At 35.1% G+C, this 19,956-nt stretch carries 18 protein-coding genes; 8 read left to right on the top strand and 10 right to left on the bottom strand.

All coding sequences use genetic code 11. The annotated features are described in order from the left end of the window. Positions 1-204: 204 nt before the first annotated feature. The 7 genes from B9T31_RS13505 to B9T31_RS13475 all read right to left on the bottom strand — a co-directional run bounded on the left by B9T31_RS13505 (position 205) and on the right by B9T31_RS13475 (position 9,158). A complete protein-coding gene (locus B9T31_RS13505) occupies positions 205-1,593 on the bottom strand; it encodes a methylenetetrahydrofolate reductase C-terminal domain-containing protein (RefSeq protein WP_086182468.1) in 1,389 nt (462 codons plus the stop codon). Between the two features lie 376 nt (positions 1,594-1,969). Beyond that, a complete protein-coding gene (locus B9T31_RS13500; protein ID WP_086182467.1) occupies positions 1,970-3,163 on the bottom strand; it encodes an LLM class flavin-dependent oxidoreductase in 1,194 nt (397 codons plus the stop codon). A 17-nt stretch (positions 3,164-3,180) separates the two neighbouring features. Further along, positions 3,181-5,517 (bottom strand): TonB-dependent receptor, encoded by a 2,337-nt coding sequence (locus B9T31_RS13495; protein WP_086182466.1) that lies wholly within the window; start codon positions 5,515-5,517, stop codon positions 3,181-3,183. Positions 5,518-5,837: 320 nt separating this feature from the next. Next, positions 5,838-6,245 (bottom strand): ExbD/TolR family protein, encoded by a 408-nt coding sequence (locus B9T31_RS13490; protein WP_086182465.1) that lies wholly within the window; start codon positions 6,243-6,245, stop codon positions 5,838-5,840. Further along, on the bottom strand, positions 6,245-6,979 hold the full coding sequence (locus B9T31_RS13485) for a MotA/TolQ/ExbB proton channel family protein (protein WP_086182464.1): 735 nt from the start codon (positions 6,977-6,979) through the stop codon (positions 6,245-6,247). Before B9T31_RS13485 ends, B9T31_RS13490 begins: the two co-directional genes overlap by 1 nt. A 28-nt stretch (positions 6,980-7,007) precedes the next feature. Continuing rightward, positions 7,008-7,841 (bottom strand): energy transducer TonB, encoded by an 834-nt coding sequence (locus tag B9T31_RS13480; protein ID WP_086182463.1) that lies wholly within the window; start codon positions 7,839-7,841, stop codon positions 7,008-7,010. A gap of 192 nt (positions 7,842-8,033) precedes the next feature. Continuing rightward, positions 8,034-9,158 carry an LLM class flavin-dependent oxidoreductase gene (locus B9T31_RS13475; protein ID WP_086182462.1) on the bottom strand — a complete coding sequence of 375 codons (1,125 nt, stop codon included), beginning with the start codon at positions 9,156-9,158 and terminating at the stop codon, positions 8,034-8,036. Positions 9,159-9,471: 313 nt separating this feature from the next. Between B9T31_RS13475 and B9T31_RS13470 the strand changes: the two genes are divergently transcribed. From B9T31_RS13470 to tatC, 7 genes are all read left to right on the top strand, one after another. Further along, positions 9,472-10,551: an ABC transporter substrate-binding protein gene (locus tag B9T31_RS13470; RefSeq protein ID WP_086182461.1), complete on the top strand. Its 1,080-nt coding sequence runs from the start codon at positions 9,472-9,474 to the stop codon at positions 10,549-10,551. Positions 10,552-10,560: 9 nt separating this feature from the next. Beyond that, positions 10,561-11,400, top strand: coding sequence for an ABC transporter permease (locus B9T31_RS13465; protein WP_139840925.1), 840 nt, complete (start codon positions 10,561-10,563; stop codon positions 11,398-11,400). Further along, entirely contained in the window at positions 11,400-12,197 is a 798-nt protein-coding gene (locus tag B9T31_RS13460; RefSeq protein WP_086182515.1) for an ABC transporter permease, read from the top strand. Before B9T31_RS13465 ends, B9T31_RS13460 begins: the two co-directional genes overlap by 1 nt. Before the next feature lie 73 nt (positions 12,198-12,270). Next, positions 12,271-13,026, top strand: coding sequence for an ABC transporter ATP-binding protein (locus B9T31_RS13455; protein WP_086182460.1), 756 nt, complete (start codon positions 12,271-12,273; stop codon positions 13,024-13,026). Positions 13,027-13,139: 113 nt separating this feature from the next. After that, positions 13,140-13,352, top strand: a complete 213-nt coding sequence (locus B9T31_RS13450; protein ID WP_171264761.1) for a Sec-independent protein translocase subunit TatA — start codon at positions 13,140-13,142, stop codon at positions 13,350-13,352. Positions 13,353-13,374: 22 nt separating this feature from the next. Beyond that, positions 13,375-13,758, top strand: a complete 384-nt coding sequence (locus B9T31_RS13445; protein ID WP_086182458.1) for a twin-arginine translocase subunit TatB — start codon at positions 13,375-13,377, stop codon at positions 13,756-13,758. Positions 13,759-13,781: 23 nt separating this feature from the next. Further along, positions 13,782-14,522, top strand: coding sequence for a twin-arginine translocase subunit TatC (gene tatC, locus B9T31_RS13440; protein WP_086182457.1), 741 nt, complete (start codon positions 13,782-13,784; stop codon positions 14,520-14,522). A 181-nt stretch (positions 14,523-14,703) separates the two neighbouring features. On the opposite strand, the gene B9T31_RS13435 is transcribed toward tatC, so the two are convergent. Then, complete coding sequence (locus tag B9T31_RS13435; protein WP_086182456.1) at positions 14,704-15,774, bottom strand: sigma-54 interaction domain-containing protein; 1,071 nt, start codon at positions 15,772-15,774, stop codon at positions 14,704-14,706. 509 nt (positions 15,775-16,283) lie between these two features. Here B9T31_RS13435 and B9T31_RS13430 point away from each other — a divergent pair. After that, positions 16,284-17,372, top strand: a complete 1,089-nt coding sequence (locus B9T31_RS13430; RefSeq protein ID WP_086182455.1) for an LLM class flavin-dependent oxidoreductase — start codon at positions 16,284-16,286, stop codon at positions 17,370-17,372. A gap of 57 nt (positions 17,373-17,429) precedes the next feature. On the opposite strand, the gene B9T31_RS13425 is transcribed toward B9T31_RS13430, so the two are convergent. After that, positions 17,430-18,689: a lipase family protein gene (locus B9T31_RS13425; protein ID WP_086182454.1), complete on the bottom strand. Its 1,260-nt coding sequence runs from the start codon at positions 18,687-18,689 to the stop codon at positions 17,430-17,432. An 11-nt stretch (positions 18,690-18,700) separates the two neighbouring features. Beyond that, positions 18,701-19,945 carry an alpha/beta hydrolase gene (locus tag B9T31_RS13420; RefSeq protein WP_086182453.1) on the bottom strand — a complete coding sequence of 415 codons (1,245 nt, stop codon included), beginning with the start codon at positions 19,943-19,945 and terminating at the stop codon, positions 18,701-18,703. Positions 19,946-19,956 lie beyond the last annotated feature (11 nt).

Here is a 19,956-nt window from a genome sequence, read left to right as displayed (position 1 = left end):
ATCTGAACCGATTGTCATTATTATGGTATAGAGATCTAAACAAATCAGGTGAATTGTCAGAGGTCTTTAAAGGTTAATTTAAAGATCTCTCAACGATTCAACACGCCCACTTCATCCATATGATTCCATATATGCCCTCTCATGACTTTTAACCTGATCGAACCACACACTCTTTTCTCTATACTTAAATATCCGCATTAATATTTAACTCTGGTGTATATACCAATTTTTCCAAGAACTGGTTCCTCTCATTTCAATGGGTACAGTTGGAATCAATTCATCTTTTAAGATATCAATTTGTTGTACCGCTTTTGCTAAACGGGCTTTGACGGAGTGAATACATTCACGATCACCAAACTCACATTGATCTAAGGTTGTACCACCACAAGGACCATTGGCTAACCCCTTTGGGCATGTTTCAGGACAAATATACAAGGTCTCTCCCAAACGACATTGTCCACAACTTTCACAGCCCACCATACGATGCTTACTCATAAGTTCAGTTTTTAATAGGCTCTGGATAGCAATTTTTTTATTCCAAAATTGGTGGTCAAAAATAAACTGACCAATACCACGTCCAAATCGTGAATTAAACAGGGTCTCATGGAGGAAATGTAAATGTTGATATTTAAGGATTTCCGTTGATCTTGCAGGTTTAGAAAAATATACCAATGCAGGCTCAAACTCTTTACCCGTGGCAACTTCCCATAAATCATTCCATAATTTTTCACATGCTTGAAAATCTAAGTGCTGATATTCATGAATATACTGTTCTAATTTCAATTGTTCTTCAGGTTGATAACAAGCTGAAAGGTGAACTCCCGAAAAACCTAAACGCTTACAAAGCAAAATCTGTAATGCACAGCGACGATAAACTCGATCTGTTAATCCAATTTGTTTTTCTTTTTCTAATACTTGCAACATATGAGGTGTGATCACAATTCCAGCAACTTTTTGTTTTAACATAAATTTAGCACGTGCCAAACTAAGCGGCATGACACAAGCTAACATTTTTTGTGAATAGTGATTTTGATTTAAAAACTGCTTTGCCTGTTTCAATGCGGCTAAATCATAACCAAGTTGCGTGATAATGAAATCAGCCCCCGCTTTAATTTTTTTATGCAATTTTAAATATTGTGCATCTCGCTCTGCTTCTGCATATTTAAAGGGATTAAAAGCTACGCCAATACAAAAGCCACCTTGTTGCTTGGCAACCATTACTGCATTCACAGACTCTAAATAACGTGTCCGTTCAGTATAGTGAGTACCACTTTGGTGTTGTTTTAATTTATCACCTGACAAAAGTAATACGTTTTGAATATTCTGTAACTTCGCTTTTTTAAGAAAAAGTTCAAACTCAGCAATATCCCGCCCTTTACCTGCATAATGCAGTACTTTTTCACTATGTTGTGAGTAAAGTTTTGCGGCCTCTAATGGTACAAGATCATCATCAGAATGTACCCGATCTGCCAAAGTCATCATTGTAGGAAAATCAGCCAAACTAGTTCGAACTGGAAATATGCGCGTAGATGCTAAATATTCAACTAATATACAAAACTTATTTTGAGCAAAATATTGGGAGAGTTCAGACATATGCCGAATAAATAAAATTCATTAATAAAATTATAATTCAGTTTTCTCGAAACACCATCCCACAAGATGATATATCAACCAGAAAACCATCAAAATAGTTAGGTTTATTACTATATAAGGAAATCTCTATCAGAATATTGCCCCTGTAAGCATAGGGCACTCTCTTCACTAATCATATTTTAACTAGCTTTTTATCTGTTCTATAGAAATTAAAAGACATTAAACCATTAGAGAAAGTGAAAAATAATTAAATGAAATATAAAGTAATAATTCTAGTTATTTAATGCGTGTGCGATATCGTTTAGACCTAGGCTTATTCAACTGCATAATGCGTGGTAGAATAAGCCCAGAATCATCAATTTACCTCAGAAACATTTTAAGCAATCAGCGCTTTCACAGTTTCTGTGATGCTTTGTAGCTTCTGACGCTGCTGTTTAAAGTAAGGCAATACATGTTCACCCAATCGATACGCTTCTTCCAAATGCGGATAACCGGCTAAGAAGAATAAATCAATTCCCAGACTATTATATTCTTGAATTCTCTCAATAACCTGCTGATAACTTCCCACTAAAGCCACGCCTGGTGGAATACCAATATACCCAAAACCCGACCAAACATTTGGATAGATAAAGAAGTCATTTACATTTTGACTCCCTTCTTTTTCAACATATTCCTTTTCAAAACTTAAGGTACGAGCTGATCTTAAACCCGTATGAGCTGCCGCTGCATGCAGGCGTTTCTTCTCTGCTGCATCGTCTAAGAAACGTTGTGCTTCTGCTAAAGCTTCTTGTTCTGTATAACGTGCAATCGTATCAATAGATAAACCAAATTTAATATGACCACGACCATATTTTTCAGCACGTTTTCGAACATCTGCAATTAAAGCTTTAATTTCATCTGGCTTCTCTGCACGCATTAAATAATAATCTGCATGTTTGGCACCGAACTCACGTGCAGCTTCAGATGAACCAGCTGTACAAATAATAGGTAACTGTGCTTTGTTGAGTGGATATTTCAGTCCACCGCCTTCTGCCGAATAATATTTACCTTGATAATGAAAAGATGCATTATTCCAAAAACCTTTGACCACATCTAAGAACTCAGTGGCACGTTCATAACGATCATCGTGTGGTGTATGATCACCGACCTGACGCTGGATAATCTCAGAACCCCCATTAATAATATTCCACACTAAACGGTTACCTGTTGCGCGCTGATAAGTTGCTGCACTTTGTACTGCATTGTATGGACTAAAATGATACGGTTGAAATGCGGTCACAAAATTTAATTTTTTAGTCTCTCTTGCTAAAAGTGAACATACTGTCCATGGCTCTTCACCCGTAGGTGCATTCACCATCAAAGCACCAGCAAAACCATTAATTTCTGCAGCACGTGCAATCTGACTCAAATAATCGATATATGTAAAATCATCGCCAACATCATAATTTGAAACTGCACCAGTGTTTTCTACGTCTGGAATATTACTCCAATCGCCACGATTTCGTGGATCACCAGGTAAATATTCTGTTTCCCCATGTAATGGTAAACGCGTGAAAAATTCAATTGCCATGATCTTGATCTCTTTATTTAAAATTTAGCAGTTACAGAAACACCCAATTGTCTTGGATCACCATACGTTAAAACATACTGACCTACTGGACCATTTGGACGACCATGTACCTGATATTCTTCATTTAATAGGTTCTTCACATATGCATTGATTTGATATTTATTATTTGCTGTGTAGTAACCAATATTTGCATTCCAAAGTGCATAGGCTTTTTGGCTTAAAATTGGATCAACATGATGGTCTTGGCGATTTACGACAAAATAGACACGATCGCGATAGTTTGCATCGGTTCCAATGACAATTCGACCGCCACTATTTAATTCGAAGGTATATTCTCCACCAATACCAAAGGTATATTTCGGAGAACGCACGAGACTATTGCCCGTATTATCTGCATTTACGACATTCGTAACAGGATTACGGTCTACAAAGCTTGTGTATTCGCTGTCTAAATACGCCCCTGATAAACGTAACCGTAAGTTATCCGTTGCTAAATAATCTAATTCTAATTCAGCACCCTTAATTTTTGCTTTTGGTCCATTGGTTAATACAGACGTTACACCACCAGCCTGTCCTTGTGTTGAAACCAATAAGTTGGTTTGAATATCTTTATAGTCATAATAAAACACATTGGCATTGGCAATTAAGTTCCCATCTAATAGCTGTGATTTAATTCCCAATTCATAACTATCTAAATATTCTGGGTTCACAATTGAAACTTGGTTTAAATTACCCGATAAACCAGTATTAAAACCGCCTGAACGGAAGCCGTGAGCATATCTAAAGTATGTATTGATATCTGGAGTCAGTTGATATTCAGGTGTAATATCGTAGGTAAACTCGCTCCAATTTTTTTTGCGATTCGTCGAACCGTTTGCACCAGGATTTAAATTATATTGTGGATTAGAAAATGCATTCGCTTTCCACCAAACCCCTTTACTATAATCACCGGTGGTAATTTGAATTAAGTTAAGGTCTAAATCCTTATCTTCCCACGTCCAGCGCAGTCCACCGGTTACCTTAAATTTATCCGTTAATTTATATGTACTATTACCAAATAATGCGACACTTCGATTCTTTTGCGTATAATTGGTATTAGAATACGCTGGTGTCGATGCAGTTTGAGCATTTGCCCCATTGGGTAATAACTTATTTACTCGCGCTGTTGCGCTTAATGCATCAAGCTTCTCATTAAAAAAATGTGTTCCCACAATCCAACTTAATTGCTTGCTTGGATCTGATGCTAAACGAAATTCTTGAGAATACTGTTTCCACTGATTATTACCATAACCTCTAGCGATATCATAAGGAGTATAATCTCCATCGCTAATCGTAGATTGTTTTGTATTATCAAAAGCAGTAATTGAAGTGAAGGTATAGTCATCATTTAGACGTCCATTTAACGTTAAAGATGCTCCTTCATGCGTAATTTTTTGACTTCCCTCTAAATCAAGATCTGTATCTCGACCGTGTGGACGCTCATAAATACCCCAATATTTTCCAACGCTTAAAGAACCATTATTTCCTACACCGTTATAAGTTTGACTGTGTAAATTAAGTAATGCCGTCCAATCATCATTAATTTTATCTAAAATTTGTAAGCGATAAGCTGTCTTATCGACATCTCCAAAACTTTTTCCACTGGCAATATTTGTGGCATACCCATCTCTATTTTCAGAGTAGAATGAACCACGTACAGCAATATTTTCTGTAATCTTACCGTTAAGTGCGCCTTCATAAGTTCTTAAATTATAATCCCCAATACCAAAAGTTACATAACCATTCGGCTTATCTGAAAAATTAGGCTTATTTGCAATGATATTTACAGCACCTGCGGTCGTATTTTTTCCATACAGTGTGCCTTGAGGACCTCTTAAAACTTCAATTCGCTGTAAATCATATAAATCAACTGCACCTGCAATAGGTGAATTTAAAAACACACCATTGTCATAAATACCCACAGGATATACAGTCGACGCAGAAACATCGCCTGTACCTATGCCACGGATATACCATCGTGGTCGACTATCTCCATCCGTTTTTTCCGCTGATGTATTGGGTGCAAATTTAATAGCATCCCCAATATAGGTAACCCCTTTTGCGACTAAGTCTTTACCAGAAATTGATGTAATGGCTGTAGGTACTTCTTGAATATTTTGTGCACGAAATTGTGCAGTTACAATAACTTCCCCCAGTTTTTTTACATCTTTTTCAGCAACAACTTCAGCCCTTTGATTCTGTTCATAGGCAGAACTTTCAGTTTCATTTGCAGCAAATGTATACGTTGAAACCCCTGTTGTAACGCCCCATATTGCAGTTAAAATGCCTTGCTTGATTTTTGTTAAATTAAACATTTTTATTCCATATGTACCCAATAGAGTTTTATATGGCAACAACTGTGCCATTTATTTTTTTTATTTATTATCAATATATTATGTTTTATTTTATTTAACTTAAGTAAATAAAATGCTGACTATTAAACAATATTTCAAACACTTTTGTTTAAATTGCAACATGTAACTTTACCCTAAAGTTCAAGCGTTAAATTCATTTCCAAATCAAGTGATATTTTTCCACTTAATTTTCTTACATTGAAAAAATCATGAGCGATTAATTGAATAGACATAAAAAAAGCTGCATTTGCAGCATTTTTTATTTTCAATACTTAATTACTTTACTGCCCTGGCACGGTGACGACCGAGAGTTTATCGACGCCAACACGTTCAATACTTGCCAATAATTTAGCAATTGTTCCGTAAGGAACCGTTTCATCTGCATTTAAATTTAATGCAAGTTGACTATTTGCATTTTTACGATTTTGTATCTCTTGCTCAAAATTTGCTAAAGTTACTTTTTCTTTATCTAAAAACACCTCTCCTTCTGGATTCACACTCACCACTAAGGCTTTATTTTGATCCGTTGTTTGTGTAGGTGCAGCTTTAGGCAAATTAACTTTAACCGAATTCGTTAATAATGGTGCGGTAACAATAAATACAATCAGTAAAACTAACATAACATCGACTAAAGGCGTGATATTAATCTCACTAACAACATCATCTTCTTGAGAGGTAGAAATGGCCATTATGCATATGCTCCTTTTTCTTTAACATCTTTTCCTTGTGGTTCATTTTCCACAATTTTAGGTGTAGTTTTAGGCTTAACTGGATTTAATTGGAAACCTGCTTTTTGATTTAAGCTAACGAAATCGGTTGCAAAATCATCAAGATCAGCACCAATAGTTTTCACTTTACGCACGAAGTAGTTATAAGCTAGGACTGCTGGAACAGCAACAGCAATACCAATTCCTGTTGCAATTAATGCCTCACCGATTGGTCCTGCAACAACATCCATACTTGCATTTCCAGTTTTAGCAATGGCTTGTAGTGCATTAATAATCCCAAATACCGTACCAAATAAACCAATAAATGGCGCATTGTTACCAATCGATGCCAATAATGCAGATCCTTTTTCAAGCTGACGGCGTTCAGTCAAAATTTGTTTACGTAAATGGCGCTCAAGTAAATCTTGACGGCTCCAGGTTTGTTGTAAATCTTGATGCGTTTTTTCATCTGCCTCAATCAGCGTATTAAAGCCTACATTTGCAATACGGGCTGTAGGACCTTCGCCACTTTCAGCTTTATCAATTGCTTCAGGTAGACTCTTTGCTGTCCAGAACTCATCAACAAATGTTTTACTTTGCTTTGCAGCTTTATTGGTTTGTATTGCTTTTACGACAATCAAAACCCAAGTTACGATAGAAAATGCAACCAATAACCAAATTGTTGCATCATGAATCAAAGAATTAATATCAGACATAACCTTATCCTATTTAATATATCAAAATTTATTTCGGCAATTTAAAATGTAGAGGGACATCAACCCAACCTTCGACTGGAGTTTTACCTTTTAATGCGGGGGAGAACTTCCAACCTTTCACCGTTCGTAAAGCCTCATTATCTAGCACTTTTTTGCCACTACTTTGCTTAATAGTTACACTTTCAGGGCTACCGTTTGGAGCAACTTTTACTCGAAGTAATACAGAACCTTCCCAACCTCTCTCTAAAGCTTGCTCTGGATAATCTGGCGCAGGGTTACTTAAATAACCTGCATATCCTTTCGCATCCGTTACTGGCAAATTGTCATCAGTTGATTTCGCCGCAGGTTCAGCAGGCTTAGAGTCAGTTACAACACTTTTCGATACCGTAGGTTCAAGAGCGGGTTGAGCGACTGTTTTTTCAGTAGGTCTTTCCGCTGGCTTTGCCTGCTCTACTTGTTTTTGAACGGGTTTTGGTTGTGGTTGTTCAATTGGTTTCTGAACAGGCTTAGGTTTTTCTACAACTGGTGGAATTTTAGGTTTTTGTGTTACTGGTGGAATTTTAGGTTCAATAATTTTAGGTGGTTCTTCTGGTTTAACAATTTCAATCACAACAGGTTCTGGCTTTTTAATTTCCAATGCCTGAGTTGGCAATTGTTTTGCAATAAACCAAATGCCAAAATGTGCAACTACAACAATCGCAAGTGCAATTGTCAATTTATTGATTTGTGGCGATGGTGGCTTAAAATCAGCAGTTTGATTTCCTAAAAAGGGATCAACCGCTTGGGTTGTCGCTATATGAGGCGGAGTAAACTGCCCAAATAGCAATGCCCTTTTATGATGGCTTAGATTAAATTCGCTCATAATAAAAAATAATTTACAAAGATTACGTTTAAAGGTGCATAAGCCATGCCAACAAATTAACCATATGTTTTATAAGTTTTTTTTTAAATTTAATGATCTAAAGTAATCATAATTGTTGTTTTTCGAACATTTTGCTGTTGGTACAGAAACAAAAACCCCTTTATATATAAAGGGGTGAAAAGATTATGAATTTTACTTATAGCCGAGTAGCGGTAAGACCTCTTCACCAACTCGATATGCTTCTTCTAAATGAGGGTTGCTGGCGAGAATAAAGTGCCCAACACCAATATCGATATATTCCTGTAAACGCTGTGCCACTTGTTCATAACTGCCGACCAAAATACAATTGGGTCCCCCACGAACATTCGACATACCTGCCCATACATTAGGCTGAACAAATAAATCTTCAAAGCGATTACTTTGAACTAACTGTTGTTGTCTTTTTGCACCCACCGATTCGGTATCAGTTCGTGCAAAGTTATTTCGTGTTCCTGTGATGGTTTCATGCGCTTGCTTTAATTCCAAATATGCTTGTTCAGCTGTAGGTCGAGCTAAAACATCAATTCGCATGCCAAAATTAACTTGGCGATCAGGGTGCTTTTTCTGAAAAAAATCACGCGCATGTTCAATGACTTTTTTCTGTTGCTCTACAGGTTCACCCCACGTTAAATGAATATCAGCATGTTGCCCTGCTACATCTAGAGCTGCATCACTTGCACCTGCAAGCCACAATCTCGGTACAGGATATTGGTTCATTGGATAACGAAGCCCACCCTGATCAACATGAAAAAAATGCCCATCATAATCAAAAGGAGTATGATGACTATAGCCTTTTACAAAATCTAAAAATTCACGTGTTCTTGCATACCGTTGATCATGTTCAATAAAATCACCATATGCACGTTGCTGTGCCCCACCACCACCTGAAATCACATTCCATTCCACACGCCCTTGGCTTAAACGTTGTAAACTTGCAGCCATTTGACTCGCGTATGCGGGATGAATAAACCATGGTTGAATAGCAATTAATAATCTTAAGCGTTTCGTTTCACGTGCCAATGCAGATGCCAATACCCACGGTTCTTCCGTATGTGGAAATGCAGGGATGAGCGCCCCATGAAATCCTACAATATCCGTAGCTTTTGCAACTTGCTGAATATAATCATAATATGCAAATAATTGGTCATCATGTTCAGGTGCTACACGTTTCGGTGCTTGAAGTGTTTGTAACCCATTCCACTCACCGCGTGTATGTAAATGATGTGCACGACGACCATCCCCATGAACGGGTATTCTCCATAAAAACTCAACTGACATAGTTCTTCTCAATTCATCATTATAAAAAACGACCCAAAGTCGTTGTTTTCTAAGTTGCAGGAAATATGCCGTTTATAGAAAAATTTAAAAAACACTTATATATTTGTTTTTTATCAATATAAATAAAAAATGATAAACATAACTGTTGAAATCTAGACATCATTAACAAACAGATTGTTGGTTGAACAACATTTTCTCTAGTGTTGTGATAAATTAAAAAATTAATTTAACTTAAATTATTGATTTATTTATTAAAAACATTTTGGCTTAATTCTTGCTGAATTGATATAAATTCTAATCTTATTATTTTCATATGCGCATTATTTTAAGGGTACTTCTTAGCTTAAGTTTTATTGGATTACTTGCATGTAATCAATCAAAAAATAACTCTACGAATTCTGAAAATACAACATCCATATCAAATAAACAACAACTCCGTATCGCTGTTGTTGCAAACGGTACATCTGGAAAATTAGATTTTATTGGGGTACCAGAACTTATCTCGAAAGATGAGATATTTTTAAACCAGCTAAAACAAGAAAACATTGAACTGCAATGGGAACCTGTCACGACTGCTGCTGTTGCAACCTTAGTGAATGAAAGTTTCATTAATAATAAAATTGATTTTGCATTTTATGGCAATCTACCAGCAGTCGTTCTCAATGCTTCGGGTATTCGCACACAATTAATTGTGCCTGGAAATATTGGCAATAATATCTACTTAGTTGTACCGCCCAACTCTCCAGCAAAAAATATTCATGATTTAAAAGGTAAGAAAATCGCCTTACACCGTGGTCGACCATGGGAAATTAATTTTAGTCAGTTAATCGAAAGTGAAGGGCTTAATTTCAAAGATTTTCAAATTATTAATTTAAATCCTCAAGCAGGGGCCGCAGCTTTATCTGCAAAAAGTGTTGATGCATTTTTCACACTCAGTGATGCACTAACTTTACAAGATCGTAAATTAGGTAAAATTATCTGGTCTTCACAGTCATTACCTGCTGAATGGAAAATGCGAGCAGAACTTTGGGGCCGTCAGAGCTATATTGAACAACATCCTAAAGTAACTCAACAACTTGCCGATGCAACTGTTCGAGCGATGTATTGGATTTCACAAAACAAAGATGAATACCAACTGAGCCAAACTAAATTTGGTCAACCCTTATCTGTTATTCAAAGGGAAAGTAACAACACAACAAGCACATGGAAAAAAGATTGGTTTCCAAACTACCAAATTCCATTTTTAACACAGCATTATCAACGGGTCATTGACCATGCTGTTAAAAATCAATTAATTCAAACTCCCATAAAAAGTGATGAATTGTTAAATTCTAAATTTACAGATCAAGCGATTCAAAATCTTCAGGTTGGTGATTATTGGGATCAACCTTAGGAGCTTGTAATGAAAATATTAACCAATACTTCACGTTATATAAATCATAGTTTTTCAAATCAAAAAAACCATAAAAGTATTTCAAAAACAAAATACTATTCTACTATCGCCACAGCTTCTCCATTGGTGATGCTGTTTATTTGGTATAGCGTCTGCCAACTTAATTTGTTCCCAGTACAAATTTTAGTCCCCCCTGAAAAAGTCTGGCACACATTTATGTCACTCATTCAATCGGGTGAAATTACACTGCATTTAAAAGATAGCTTATCGCGTCTATTTATTGGTTTTTCCATTGCATCACTAAGTGCAATTTTATTTGGCATCGCCTACTCCACTTGGGATTGTTTTTATCGCTATACCTTTATTTTATTCAATGTTCTTTATCAAATTCCAATTTTTGTACTCATCCCAATTTTTATTTTAATTTTTGGTATTGGCGAAGTTTTTAAAATTATTTTAATCATTAAAGCATGTTTTTTCCCAATCGCGCTTGCAACCGCAGATGCCGTTCGAAATATTCCTAAAAATTATCTGGAAGTTGGTCAACTTTATCAGCTTAAAACAGTAGCTAAAATTAAATATATTATTTTTCCATCAATATTTCCAAAATTAATTAGCGGATTACGAATTTCGTTAGGACGTGCTTGGCTCATTCTGGTCGCAGTTGAATTATTAGCAGCAGGAACAGGGATTGGACAAATGATGGAATTAGGACGACAAATGTTACGTTTAGATATTGTAATGGTTGGCGTTTTTATCACGGGGATTATCGGCTTTATGTTAGATAAACTCTTACGTCTAGTCGAAAATCACTTTAGCCCAGCCATTCAAAAAATGGAAAATACATGATGCTAAAACATATTTTTCCTCATTCAAAGCTAAAAGTATTCTCAAAGCAATATCGACTTTATTTACAAGGTTTAATTCTGCCAATCGGCATTCTTTTGCTATGGCAGTACAGCTCAAGTTTTAGCCCAACATATGCCTATGCATTTGTCCCCTTACAAAATATTTATTATGCCTTTATTCAGCTCATCGAAAGTGGTGAGCTCTGGCTTAATACATTAGGCAGTATTAAACGTGCAGGAGTCGGGTTAATTTTAGGATCATTCACAGGCATTTTACTCGGCACATTGCTGGCTTACTCTAAGCTCCTCAACGCCATTGTATCTCCATTATTCAATAGTATTCGACAAGTACCCTTACTCGGTTTAACACCCTTAATTGCCTTATGGTTTGGTAATGGCGAACAAGCTAAAGTATTTATTATTGCGCTCGCCTCTTTTTTTCCACTTGTGATTAATACATTTCAAGGACTCAGTCATTTTGAGCCTAAATACAATGAACTTGCACAGATCTATCGTCTTTCTAAATGGCGCACTTTTTGTAAAATTCGTTTACCTCAAGCGTTGCCTAGCATTATCACAGGCTTAAATCTAGCCGTTCCCTTTACTTGGATTACCACCACAGCCAGTGAGTTATTTTTTAATGCAGGTGCTGGATTAGGCAACTTAATGATGAAAGCTGAGGTCAATACTGAAATGGCAATTTTATTAACTTGTGCTATTACCGTAACGGTCATAGGCATTTTAATGACCATCACAATTAAGTTAGTTTCAAAAAAACTTTTCAAATGGGGAATATAAAATATGCAACAGTTCAATTCATTTTTTCACAATTGATCAATGCTAAACACTTAATACAGCATCTGGACTATACATGAGCTTCTCTTTACTCTCTATTCAAAATCTGAATAAAAGCTTTCAAAAAGATAAATCTTCTTTGATGGTGCTTGATGATATTAACCTTGAAATTCAACAAGGTGAATTTATTTCTATCGTCGGTAGTAGTGGTTGTGGTAAATCAACATTACTACGTTTAATCGCGGGATTAGATTTAAATTATCAAGGTGAAATACTGCTGAATCAGGTGCCCATTAAAGGAACTGACTTAAAACGTGGTCTGATTTTTCAAGAACACCGCCTACTTCCGTGGTTAACTGTTACAGAGAATATTTATTTAGCATTAGAAGAAACTACGCTGAGCAACCAAGAAAAAAAACAACGAGTTCAAGAACACATTGAAATTGTTGGTTTACAAGATTTTGAAAATGCTTATCCCCATGAACTTTCTGGAGGTATGGCACAACGAGTTGCGATTGCTCGCGGTCTAGTCAACAAACCCGATATTTTACTTTTAGACGAACCATTTGGTGCATTAGATGCCATGACCAGAAGCCACCTTCAAAGTGAATTACAACGAATATGGCAACATGAAAAAATTACAATGATTTTAGTCACACATGATATTGAGGAGGCTGTTTATCTTGGTGATCGTGTCATTGTAATGTCAGCACGCCCGGGAAGAATCAAACAAATTATTGATATTCCAATTTCACATCCACGGCATAAGGAATCGGAAGTATTATTTAAAATACGAAACCAAGCACTTAATTTACTTGACCAATTAATATGAATATTTTCTTCATTATATTTAAATCATTATGCAATATTTATAATGAATTTATTATGATTTAGGAAAACATATTATTTATGTTAATAATATAATTTATTTAGGAGTATAAAATTATGGGTTTATCAATCTGGCATATTTTACTATTTGCCCTCGTTGTAATTTTACTATTTGGTACAGCAAAACTTAAAAACCTAGGTAAAGATTTAGGTGGTGTGATTAAAGACTTTAAAGATTCTGTGAATTCTGATGAAAAGAAAGAATTAAATGAATCTCAAGCTTTAAAAGATGTAACACAAATTGACTTAAATAAAGAAAAAAGTCATTAAGTTAATTGGGTTTTAAAATACTATGTTTAATATTAGCTTTGGAGAAATTTTATTTTTGGGTATTATTGCCCTCATTATATTAGGACCTGAAAAACTTCTCCAAACATTAAGCAGTATATTTGTGAAATACCGAAAATTAAAAATACAAATTGATAAAATACAAACAGATCTTGAAAATGAACTCGAATTAATTGAATTAAAAAAAATGATGCAGGTTGAATTGCAAAAAATTAAAGAAAGTGAGGCAGAGCTTAAACAACAGCTGAACTTAATGCAACAAGAACTGGAAAATGTACAAACCCTACATGTACGTGAGCATTACCCTAAAACCTCACACTTGTATTATCAATTTTATGCCAATATCGCTCAATTAAATGTACCTTTTATCTCTAAATTTTCGATCTAAATTATTCATGAGGAGCAAGTGAAATGACTGAAAAAGCACTAAATGAATCTTTTAGCGAGATGAAATATACAGAACATCTTAAAGAATTAAGATTGCGTTTAATTTATATTATTTCTGTGGTGATGATCGTATTTCTATTATTATTACCATGGGCACAACAAAGTTATAGATTTTTGGCAAACCCTTTAATTGCAGCTCTTCCAACAAACTCAACAATGATTGCGACAGATGTAATTAGTACATTTCTTACGCCTTTTAAATTAAATATTTATCTTGCAATTTTTTTAACAATTCCTTTTACTTTTTACCAATTCTGGCGTTTTATTGCTCCTGCTTTATACAAGAGCGAAAAAAAAATTGGGCTAGCCTTAATTATAGTCAGTACATTTTTATTTTATTTAGGAATTCTGTTTGCATATACCGTTATTTTACCTTTAGCGCTTAAATTTTTTATATTAGCCTCACCTGAAAATGTCTTACCTATGACGGATATTCATAGCTATCTTAATTTTTGTATAAAATTATTTTTGGCTTTTGGTTGCGCTTTTCAAATTCCAGTTTTGACCTATATTCTTATTTTAATTGGTTTGCTTTCTGTCGAACAGCTTGAAAAATACCGTAAACATATTATTGTCTTCTTCTTTTTCGTTTCAATGTTTATTACACCCCCAGATATTTTTAGTATGCTCGCACTTGCAATACCAATGTGGTTGTTATTTGAACTTGGACTATTCGTAACGAAATTAACTCTGAAAAAATCTTAATAAATATGTGCTAGAAAATTAGTGGATTATTATAGTTTTGATTGACTAATAACTTATTTTATATAAATAAATTTTACTTGTTTTGAGCGTTAATTTTTCAAGAAAAAAGACATACGTACACATGACATCATATCCTTTCTTGCCAGAATGAAAACAATAAAACAGCATGAATCCAAAGTATTTATACTGTTTCATTTTTTGACGGTAGTAAATTATAACGCGTTAAAAGATTGCGTAAAACATTTCGAGAAATTCCTAACATTTTTGCTGTTTTTACTTGATTATTCCAGCAGCTTGAAAATGCACTATTAACAATTTTATCTTCAATAACATGCCAAGCCTCACCATGATATTCTTGAAACAGACGTTTCAATACATCTTCAAATTCAAGAATTAAATCAGAATCCAAGGCAACACTTGCTCCTTTTTCTTCAGAAAACCGTAAATGCTCAATATCAATATTCTGACCGCTACTGACCAGTAAAGCATAATGAATATTATTCTCTAATTCACGTATATTACCTGGCCAACTATAATTTAATAATGCATTTCGGGCACGATCGCTAATATTTGGTTTTGGTGTAATTAGTTTTTGTGAATACGAACTTAGAAAATAATCGACTAAAGGCAAAATATCACCTTTACGCTCACGTAATGGCAAAATGTTCAGCATCACAACATTTAAACGGTAGTATAAGTCTAATCTAAACTTGTTCTCCGACACTGCTTTTCGTAAATCAATATGCGTACCTGATAAGATACGTACATTCACAGGAATGGGTTTACGCCCACCAACACGCACTACTTCTTTTTCTTGTAATACACGTAATAACTTCACTTGTAATGATAGAGGTAACTCACCCACCTCATCAAGAAATAATGTTCCGCCTTCCGTTGCTTCAAAAATTCCTGCGCGGGTTTTATGTGCACCTGTAAATGCACCTGCCTCATAACCAAAAAGTTCTGATTCAGCTAAACTTTCAACTAATGCACCACAATTTACTGCAAGAAATGGTTTGTTCTTTCTATCACTTTTCAAATGAATTTCACGCGCAATTAATTCTTTACCCGTACCTGATTCACCTTGAATAATCACACTTGCCTCACTTGGGGCAATGGTTTCAACCTGACTCAAAAGCTTTCTAGAATTTTGATCTGAAAAAATAATTGCTTTTGCTCGAATGGGTTTAACGGGAACCCCATTATCAGGCAAGGTAATTACTTTATAATCATTATCCAAATATGATTTCATTTTACAACCTTAATAATATTTAGAAATTTATATTTAATTGTTGATAATACATTTCTATAACAAAGTTTATAAATAACAATTATAGATAATCTATTCATTTTTTTAATTTTAAATCAAATAATTATATCAAGATTTTTTAAATGTTTATTTTCAATCATTATGTATTTATTTTGCTTAAATTCAAACATTTAAATTTTACAATGAATAAAAACTTAAATTAATTTATATAAATAATTATAAATTAAAACTATTAATTTCATATAAATAATAAAATACTAAAACACAACGATGCATGATTAAAAATTATAATAATTTAATATATCTGAATTTTTTCAGTATTTTACTTAATATATATAAATTAATGAATTGCTTATATTTAAACAAAATGAATGATTTTTGTTTAAATTTAAACAATCGTTTACTTATTAAATCATATCTAATTGATTTTACTATTTATTATATTGGCACTTATATTGCTCTTTTGACTAAAAGTCATGAAGAGTTTTGTTATGAGTATTGAATTTGTTGGTATGGTTTTTCCTAACCAATGGTCGGAAACCAAGGGGCAACGGATAGGCCATAAAATTGATTTAGAGTATTTAAAATACCATGCAAGAGCACATGAATATGCTGGGTTTGATAAGGTATTAATTGCGAGTAATCCTTCAAGTCCCGATAGTGCTCAAATTGCTGCCTATTTGGCCCAACATACCGATCACCTTGGATTTATGATCGCACATCGACCCGCATTAATAACACCTAACTTAGCAGCACGTTCATTTGCTACACTCGACCATCTGACAGGTGGTGGTCGTATTCGTTTACATGCAATTACTGGCATTACCGCTGAACCTCAGGAAGGAGACTATCTTGTAGATAAAATTCAACGCTATCAACGTACTGAAGAATATCTTAAAATTATCAAATTACTCTGGGCGAGCGATGAGCCTATTAGTTTTAATGGGAAATTTTTTAAAATAGAAAATGCATTTATTCCTCTCAAACCCGTTCAAGGTTCAATTCCAATTTCATTCGGTGGCTCCTCCGATATTGCATATCAAATTGCTGTAGAACATGCAGACTTATATTCACTCTGGGGCGAACCTTTAGTCGGTGTAAAAGAACAAATTGACAAACTTAAAAATGCTGCAAAACTTGCAAATAAACCAACACCAGAAGTTAGTCTTTCTGTTCGACTAATCATTGGTGAAACAGAAGAGCTTGCATGGCAACGTGCTCATAAAATTTTAGCCGATATTCAAAAAAATCCATTATTTCAAAATAATAATGGAATATCTGGACATAAGATTAAGGGAACTGGTTCACAAAGGCTATTGGCTGCAGCTGAAAAATCTGATCGTTATGATAAAGCACTCTGGATGCCAACCGCAGCAGCAGTCGGTGCTTATGGCGACACAACAGCACTTGTCGGTACACCAGATACAATTATTGAGTCTTTATTAGCATATGTAGATTTAGGTGTGACTACTTTTTTAAATCGTGGATATGACCCAATTTATGATACTGTAGATTATGGTCGCTACATTATACCAACCGTGAGAGAAGAAGCGGAAAAGCGTAAGAAAATTAGCGCATAATTATCATTATTTATAATTGATAAACCACTTTGGTCATAAAACCAAAGTGGTTATTTTTTATTGAATATCAGGTTTACAAATCGGTTGAATTTTTTGATCTGATATCACTTTTTTCGCAAATGGTATCGAATCTTTTAAAGATGCATTTACCGTTTCACTATGTCCCAAACCATGATACAAATGACCTTCCACAACAGTACCTGCTTTACAAGCATCTGCAACAAGCTTCATTTGATTACGTGCATCTGGAGTGACATCATTTGCCCCTGTTCCAATAAAAATTGGAAAATCAACTTTTAGCGTTGGATAGTAGCCATAATCATTCGACTGTTTTTCCAAAATTTGCTTATAGTAAGTAGGTTGATCTGCTTTATATGCTTTTGCTGGAGATAGCCCAGATGATTGAATATCCGACATAAACCCAACCAAACACGCATTTCGTCCTTGTTCAACCAAAGGTAAGGCTTCAGGTGTAAAAATGTCTTCAGCTTTAATTTCAGGATTTAGGCTTTGTGCAACCAAGAAGCTATAGATACCATATGCCAATGAAGGGCTAACTTCATGAGGATTAAGTTTTAAACTATTATCTTCTTCCGTCGCATTCGGATCTTTATAAATTACACCTGTACCCACCGCACCCTTAATATTTAAATCTGGTGCATAGGTCTTAGAATAGGTTGCTGCGGCAACTGCACCTGCACCACCTTGTGACTGTCCAACAATCACAAATTTATTGGCTAAAGGTAAATTTGCTTTTAAGGCTGCACGACCACTATCTAAAATATTATATGCAAGCATAGGATTATTAATTAATAAATGAGGGCCAGGAACGCCTAAACCTTCATAATCTGTAGCAACAACAGCAAAACCTTCTTTTAACCAACGATTTAAATATTGTACATCGCGATAAGAACGTCCATTCCACGAAGGTGCACAGCTATCTGCTAAACCTACTGTTCCATGTCCCCAAAGTACCACAGGCCAACCACCTTTCGGTGGTGTCCCTTTCGGTACATGAATACTGCCCGAAACAACAATTGGTGTTTTACTATCTGCACCACTGGTCGAACTATATAAAATTCGAATTGCCTGACTATCATTATCTAAACGAATATAAGGACTGGTAATTTTTTCCGTACGTAATAATTCACCCGCTTTATTTGGAATATTTTGATTCCACGTATAAAAAGCCGAGACACGTCCATCACCATACTTTTCTTGTGCAACTGGAGGTTTCTGTGCATAAGCAGTTGTACCCAATAAAATACTACTGCAAATTAAACTGACACTAAACTTTTTTAGTAATGTATTTTTCATTCATCCATCTCTTATTTAAAATTTACAGAACAAGTATTTGGAATAGGCTGATCATTCAATGCAAGCTTGGCAAAAGGAATAGCATCTTGTAGAGAGCGTGGAACAGCCTCACTATGACCTAAACCATGATAAAGATGGGACTGCACTTGTGTTCCAGCAGCACAGGCATCTTTAACCAGTTGCACTTGTGTCCGTGCATCAGGCGTTCTGTCATTTGCCCCCGTTCCAATAAATACAGGATGATTAATTTTTAAAGTCGGATAATAACCATACGATTTTTCAAAATTTTCCTGTAACTTTTTATATTTTTCAGAAGGTTGATCTAGCAATGCATTCGCTGTGGTTAATTTTTCAAAGGCAACATCTGAAAAAATTTGATCAACACACTGAGATCTAGAATGTTCAACCAAAGGTACTGCTTTTTCAGTAAATACTTCAGATGCTTTTAAAGTTGGATCTAACTGCTGTTGTACTAAGAAACTTAAAATTTGATATGCAATTGCTGGATTAGGTGTGTATTTATTAACTTGATTTAAAATCGGCAATTGCTCATCTTGCTTCTTATAAATGACACCTGTTGCAATTGTTCCTTTTACATTTAAATCTGGTGCATAACTTGCAGAATAAGAAGCAGCACCAAATGCAGCAGCACCACCTTGTGACTGACCAGCAATAATCACTTTATTGGAAATGTTATGACCCGATTTAAGAGCAGCACGCGCACTATCTAAAATATTATAAGAAAGTTGGGGTACATGAATTAACCAATGTGGACCTGCAACGCCTAAGCCCTGATAATCAGGTTCCACAATCGCAAATCCTTGTTTCAGCCATTGATCTAAATATTGCTCATTTCGATAAACTCGACCTGCCCAAGATGGCGCACACTGGTCAGCTAAACCAACCGTACCGTGTCCCCAAACCAATAATGGCCATCCATCTTTAGGTGCTTTTCCTTTAGGTAAAAATAAAGATCCAGACACCACCACTGGAGATTTCCCATCTATACCATCTGTTGAGGTGAATAAAATACGATATTGTTCTCCACCTTCAGGTAAGCGAATACCTTCATTTAAAGGCTCACTACGTAACAATAAACCAGGTTGTGATGGTATTTTATTTTTCCACTCATAAAAATCTGATAATTTTTTATCACCATATAATGGACTTGATTGATATTTCGCGGGTGCTGCTGATGCGCTCTGTATTGCTAAAATAGACAATAAAGAGCCCACTAAAATTTTTAATGAACTCATTGCATTTCTCT

It is taken from the genome of Acinetobacter sp. ANC 4558, from assembly GCF_002135375.1.
In the GTDB taxonomy this organism is placed as follows: domain Bacteria; phylum Pseudomonadota; class Gammaproteobacteria; order Pseudomonadales; family Moraxellaceae; genus Acinetobacter.
The sequence above is the reverse complement of the archived record's forward strand: the minus strand, read 5'-3'. Positions and strand labels throughout refer to the sequence as shown.

Bases quoted from the DNA above. Each gene is read 5' to 3' on its own strand.
- B9T31_RS13505 (WP_086182468.1), bottom strand. From the start codon at position 1,593: ATGTCTGAACTCTCCCAATATTTTGCTCAAAATAAGTTTTGTATATTA.
- B9T31_RS13500 (WP_086182467.1), bottom strand. From the start codon at position 3,163: ATGGCAATTGAATTTTTCACGCGTTTACCATTACATGGGGAAACAGAA.
- B9T31_RS13495 (WP_086182466.1), bottom strand. From the start codon at position 5,517: ATGTTTAATTTAACAAAAATCAAGCAAGGCATTTTAACTGCAATATGG.
- B9T31_RS13490 (WP_086182465.1), bottom strand. From the start codon at position 6,245: ATGGCCATTTCTACCTCTCAAGAAGATGATGTTGTTAGTGAGATTAAT.
- B9T31_RS13485 (WP_086182464.1), bottom strand. From the start codon at position 6,979: ATGTCTGATATTAATTCTTTGATTCATGATGCAACAATTTGGTTATTG.
- B9T31_RS13480 (WP_086182463.1), bottom strand. From the start codon at position 7,841: ATGAGCGAATTTAATCTAAGCCATCATAAAAGGGCATTGCTATTTGGG.
- B9T31_RS13475 (WP_086182462.1), bottom strand. From the start codon at position 9,158: ATGTCAGTTGAGTTTTTATGGAGAATACCCGTTCATGGGGATGGTCGT.
- B9T31_RS13470 (WP_086182461.1), top strand. From the start codon at position 9,472: ATGCGCATTATTTTAAGGGTACTTCTTAGCTTAAGTTTTATTGGATTA.
- B9T31_RS13465 (WP_139840925.1), top strand. From the start codon at position 10,561: ATGAAAATATTAACCAATACTTCACGTTATATAAATCATAGTTTTTCA.
- B9T31_RS13460 (WP_086182515.1), top strand. From the start codon at position 11,400: ATGCTAAAACATATTTTTCCTCATTCAAAGCTAAAAGTATTCTCAAAG.
- B9T31_RS13455 (WP_086182460.1), top strand. From the start codon at position 12,271: ATGAGCTTCTCTTTACTCTCTATTCAAAATCTGAATAAAAGCTTTCAA.
- B9T31_RS13450 (WP_171264761.1), top strand. From the start codon at position 13,140: ATGGGTTTATCAATCTGGCATATTTTACTATTTGCCCTCGTTGTAATT.
- B9T31_RS13445 (WP_086182458.1), top strand. From the start codon at position 13,375: ATGTTTAATATTAGCTTTGGAGAAATTTTATTTTTGGGTATTATTGCC.
- tatC (WP_086182457.1), top strand. From the start codon at position 13,782: ATGACTGAAAAAGCACTAAATGAATCTTTTAGCGAGATGAAATATACA.
- B9T31_RS13435 (WP_086182456.1), bottom strand. From the start codon at position 15,774: ATGAAATCATATTTGGATAATGATTATAAAGTAATTACCTTGCCTGAT.
- B9T31_RS13430 (WP_086182455.1), top strand. From the start codon at position 16,284: ATGAGTATTGAATTTGTTGGTATGGTTTTTCCTAACCAATGGTCGGAA.
- B9T31_RS13425 (WP_086182454.1), bottom strand. From the start codon at position 18,689: ATGAAAAATACATTACTAAAAAAGTTTAGTGTCAGTTTAATTTGCAGT.
- B9T31_RS13420 (WP_086182453.1), bottom strand. From the start codon at position 19,945: ATGAGTTCATTAAAAATTTTAGTGGGCTCTTTATTGTCTATTTTAGCA.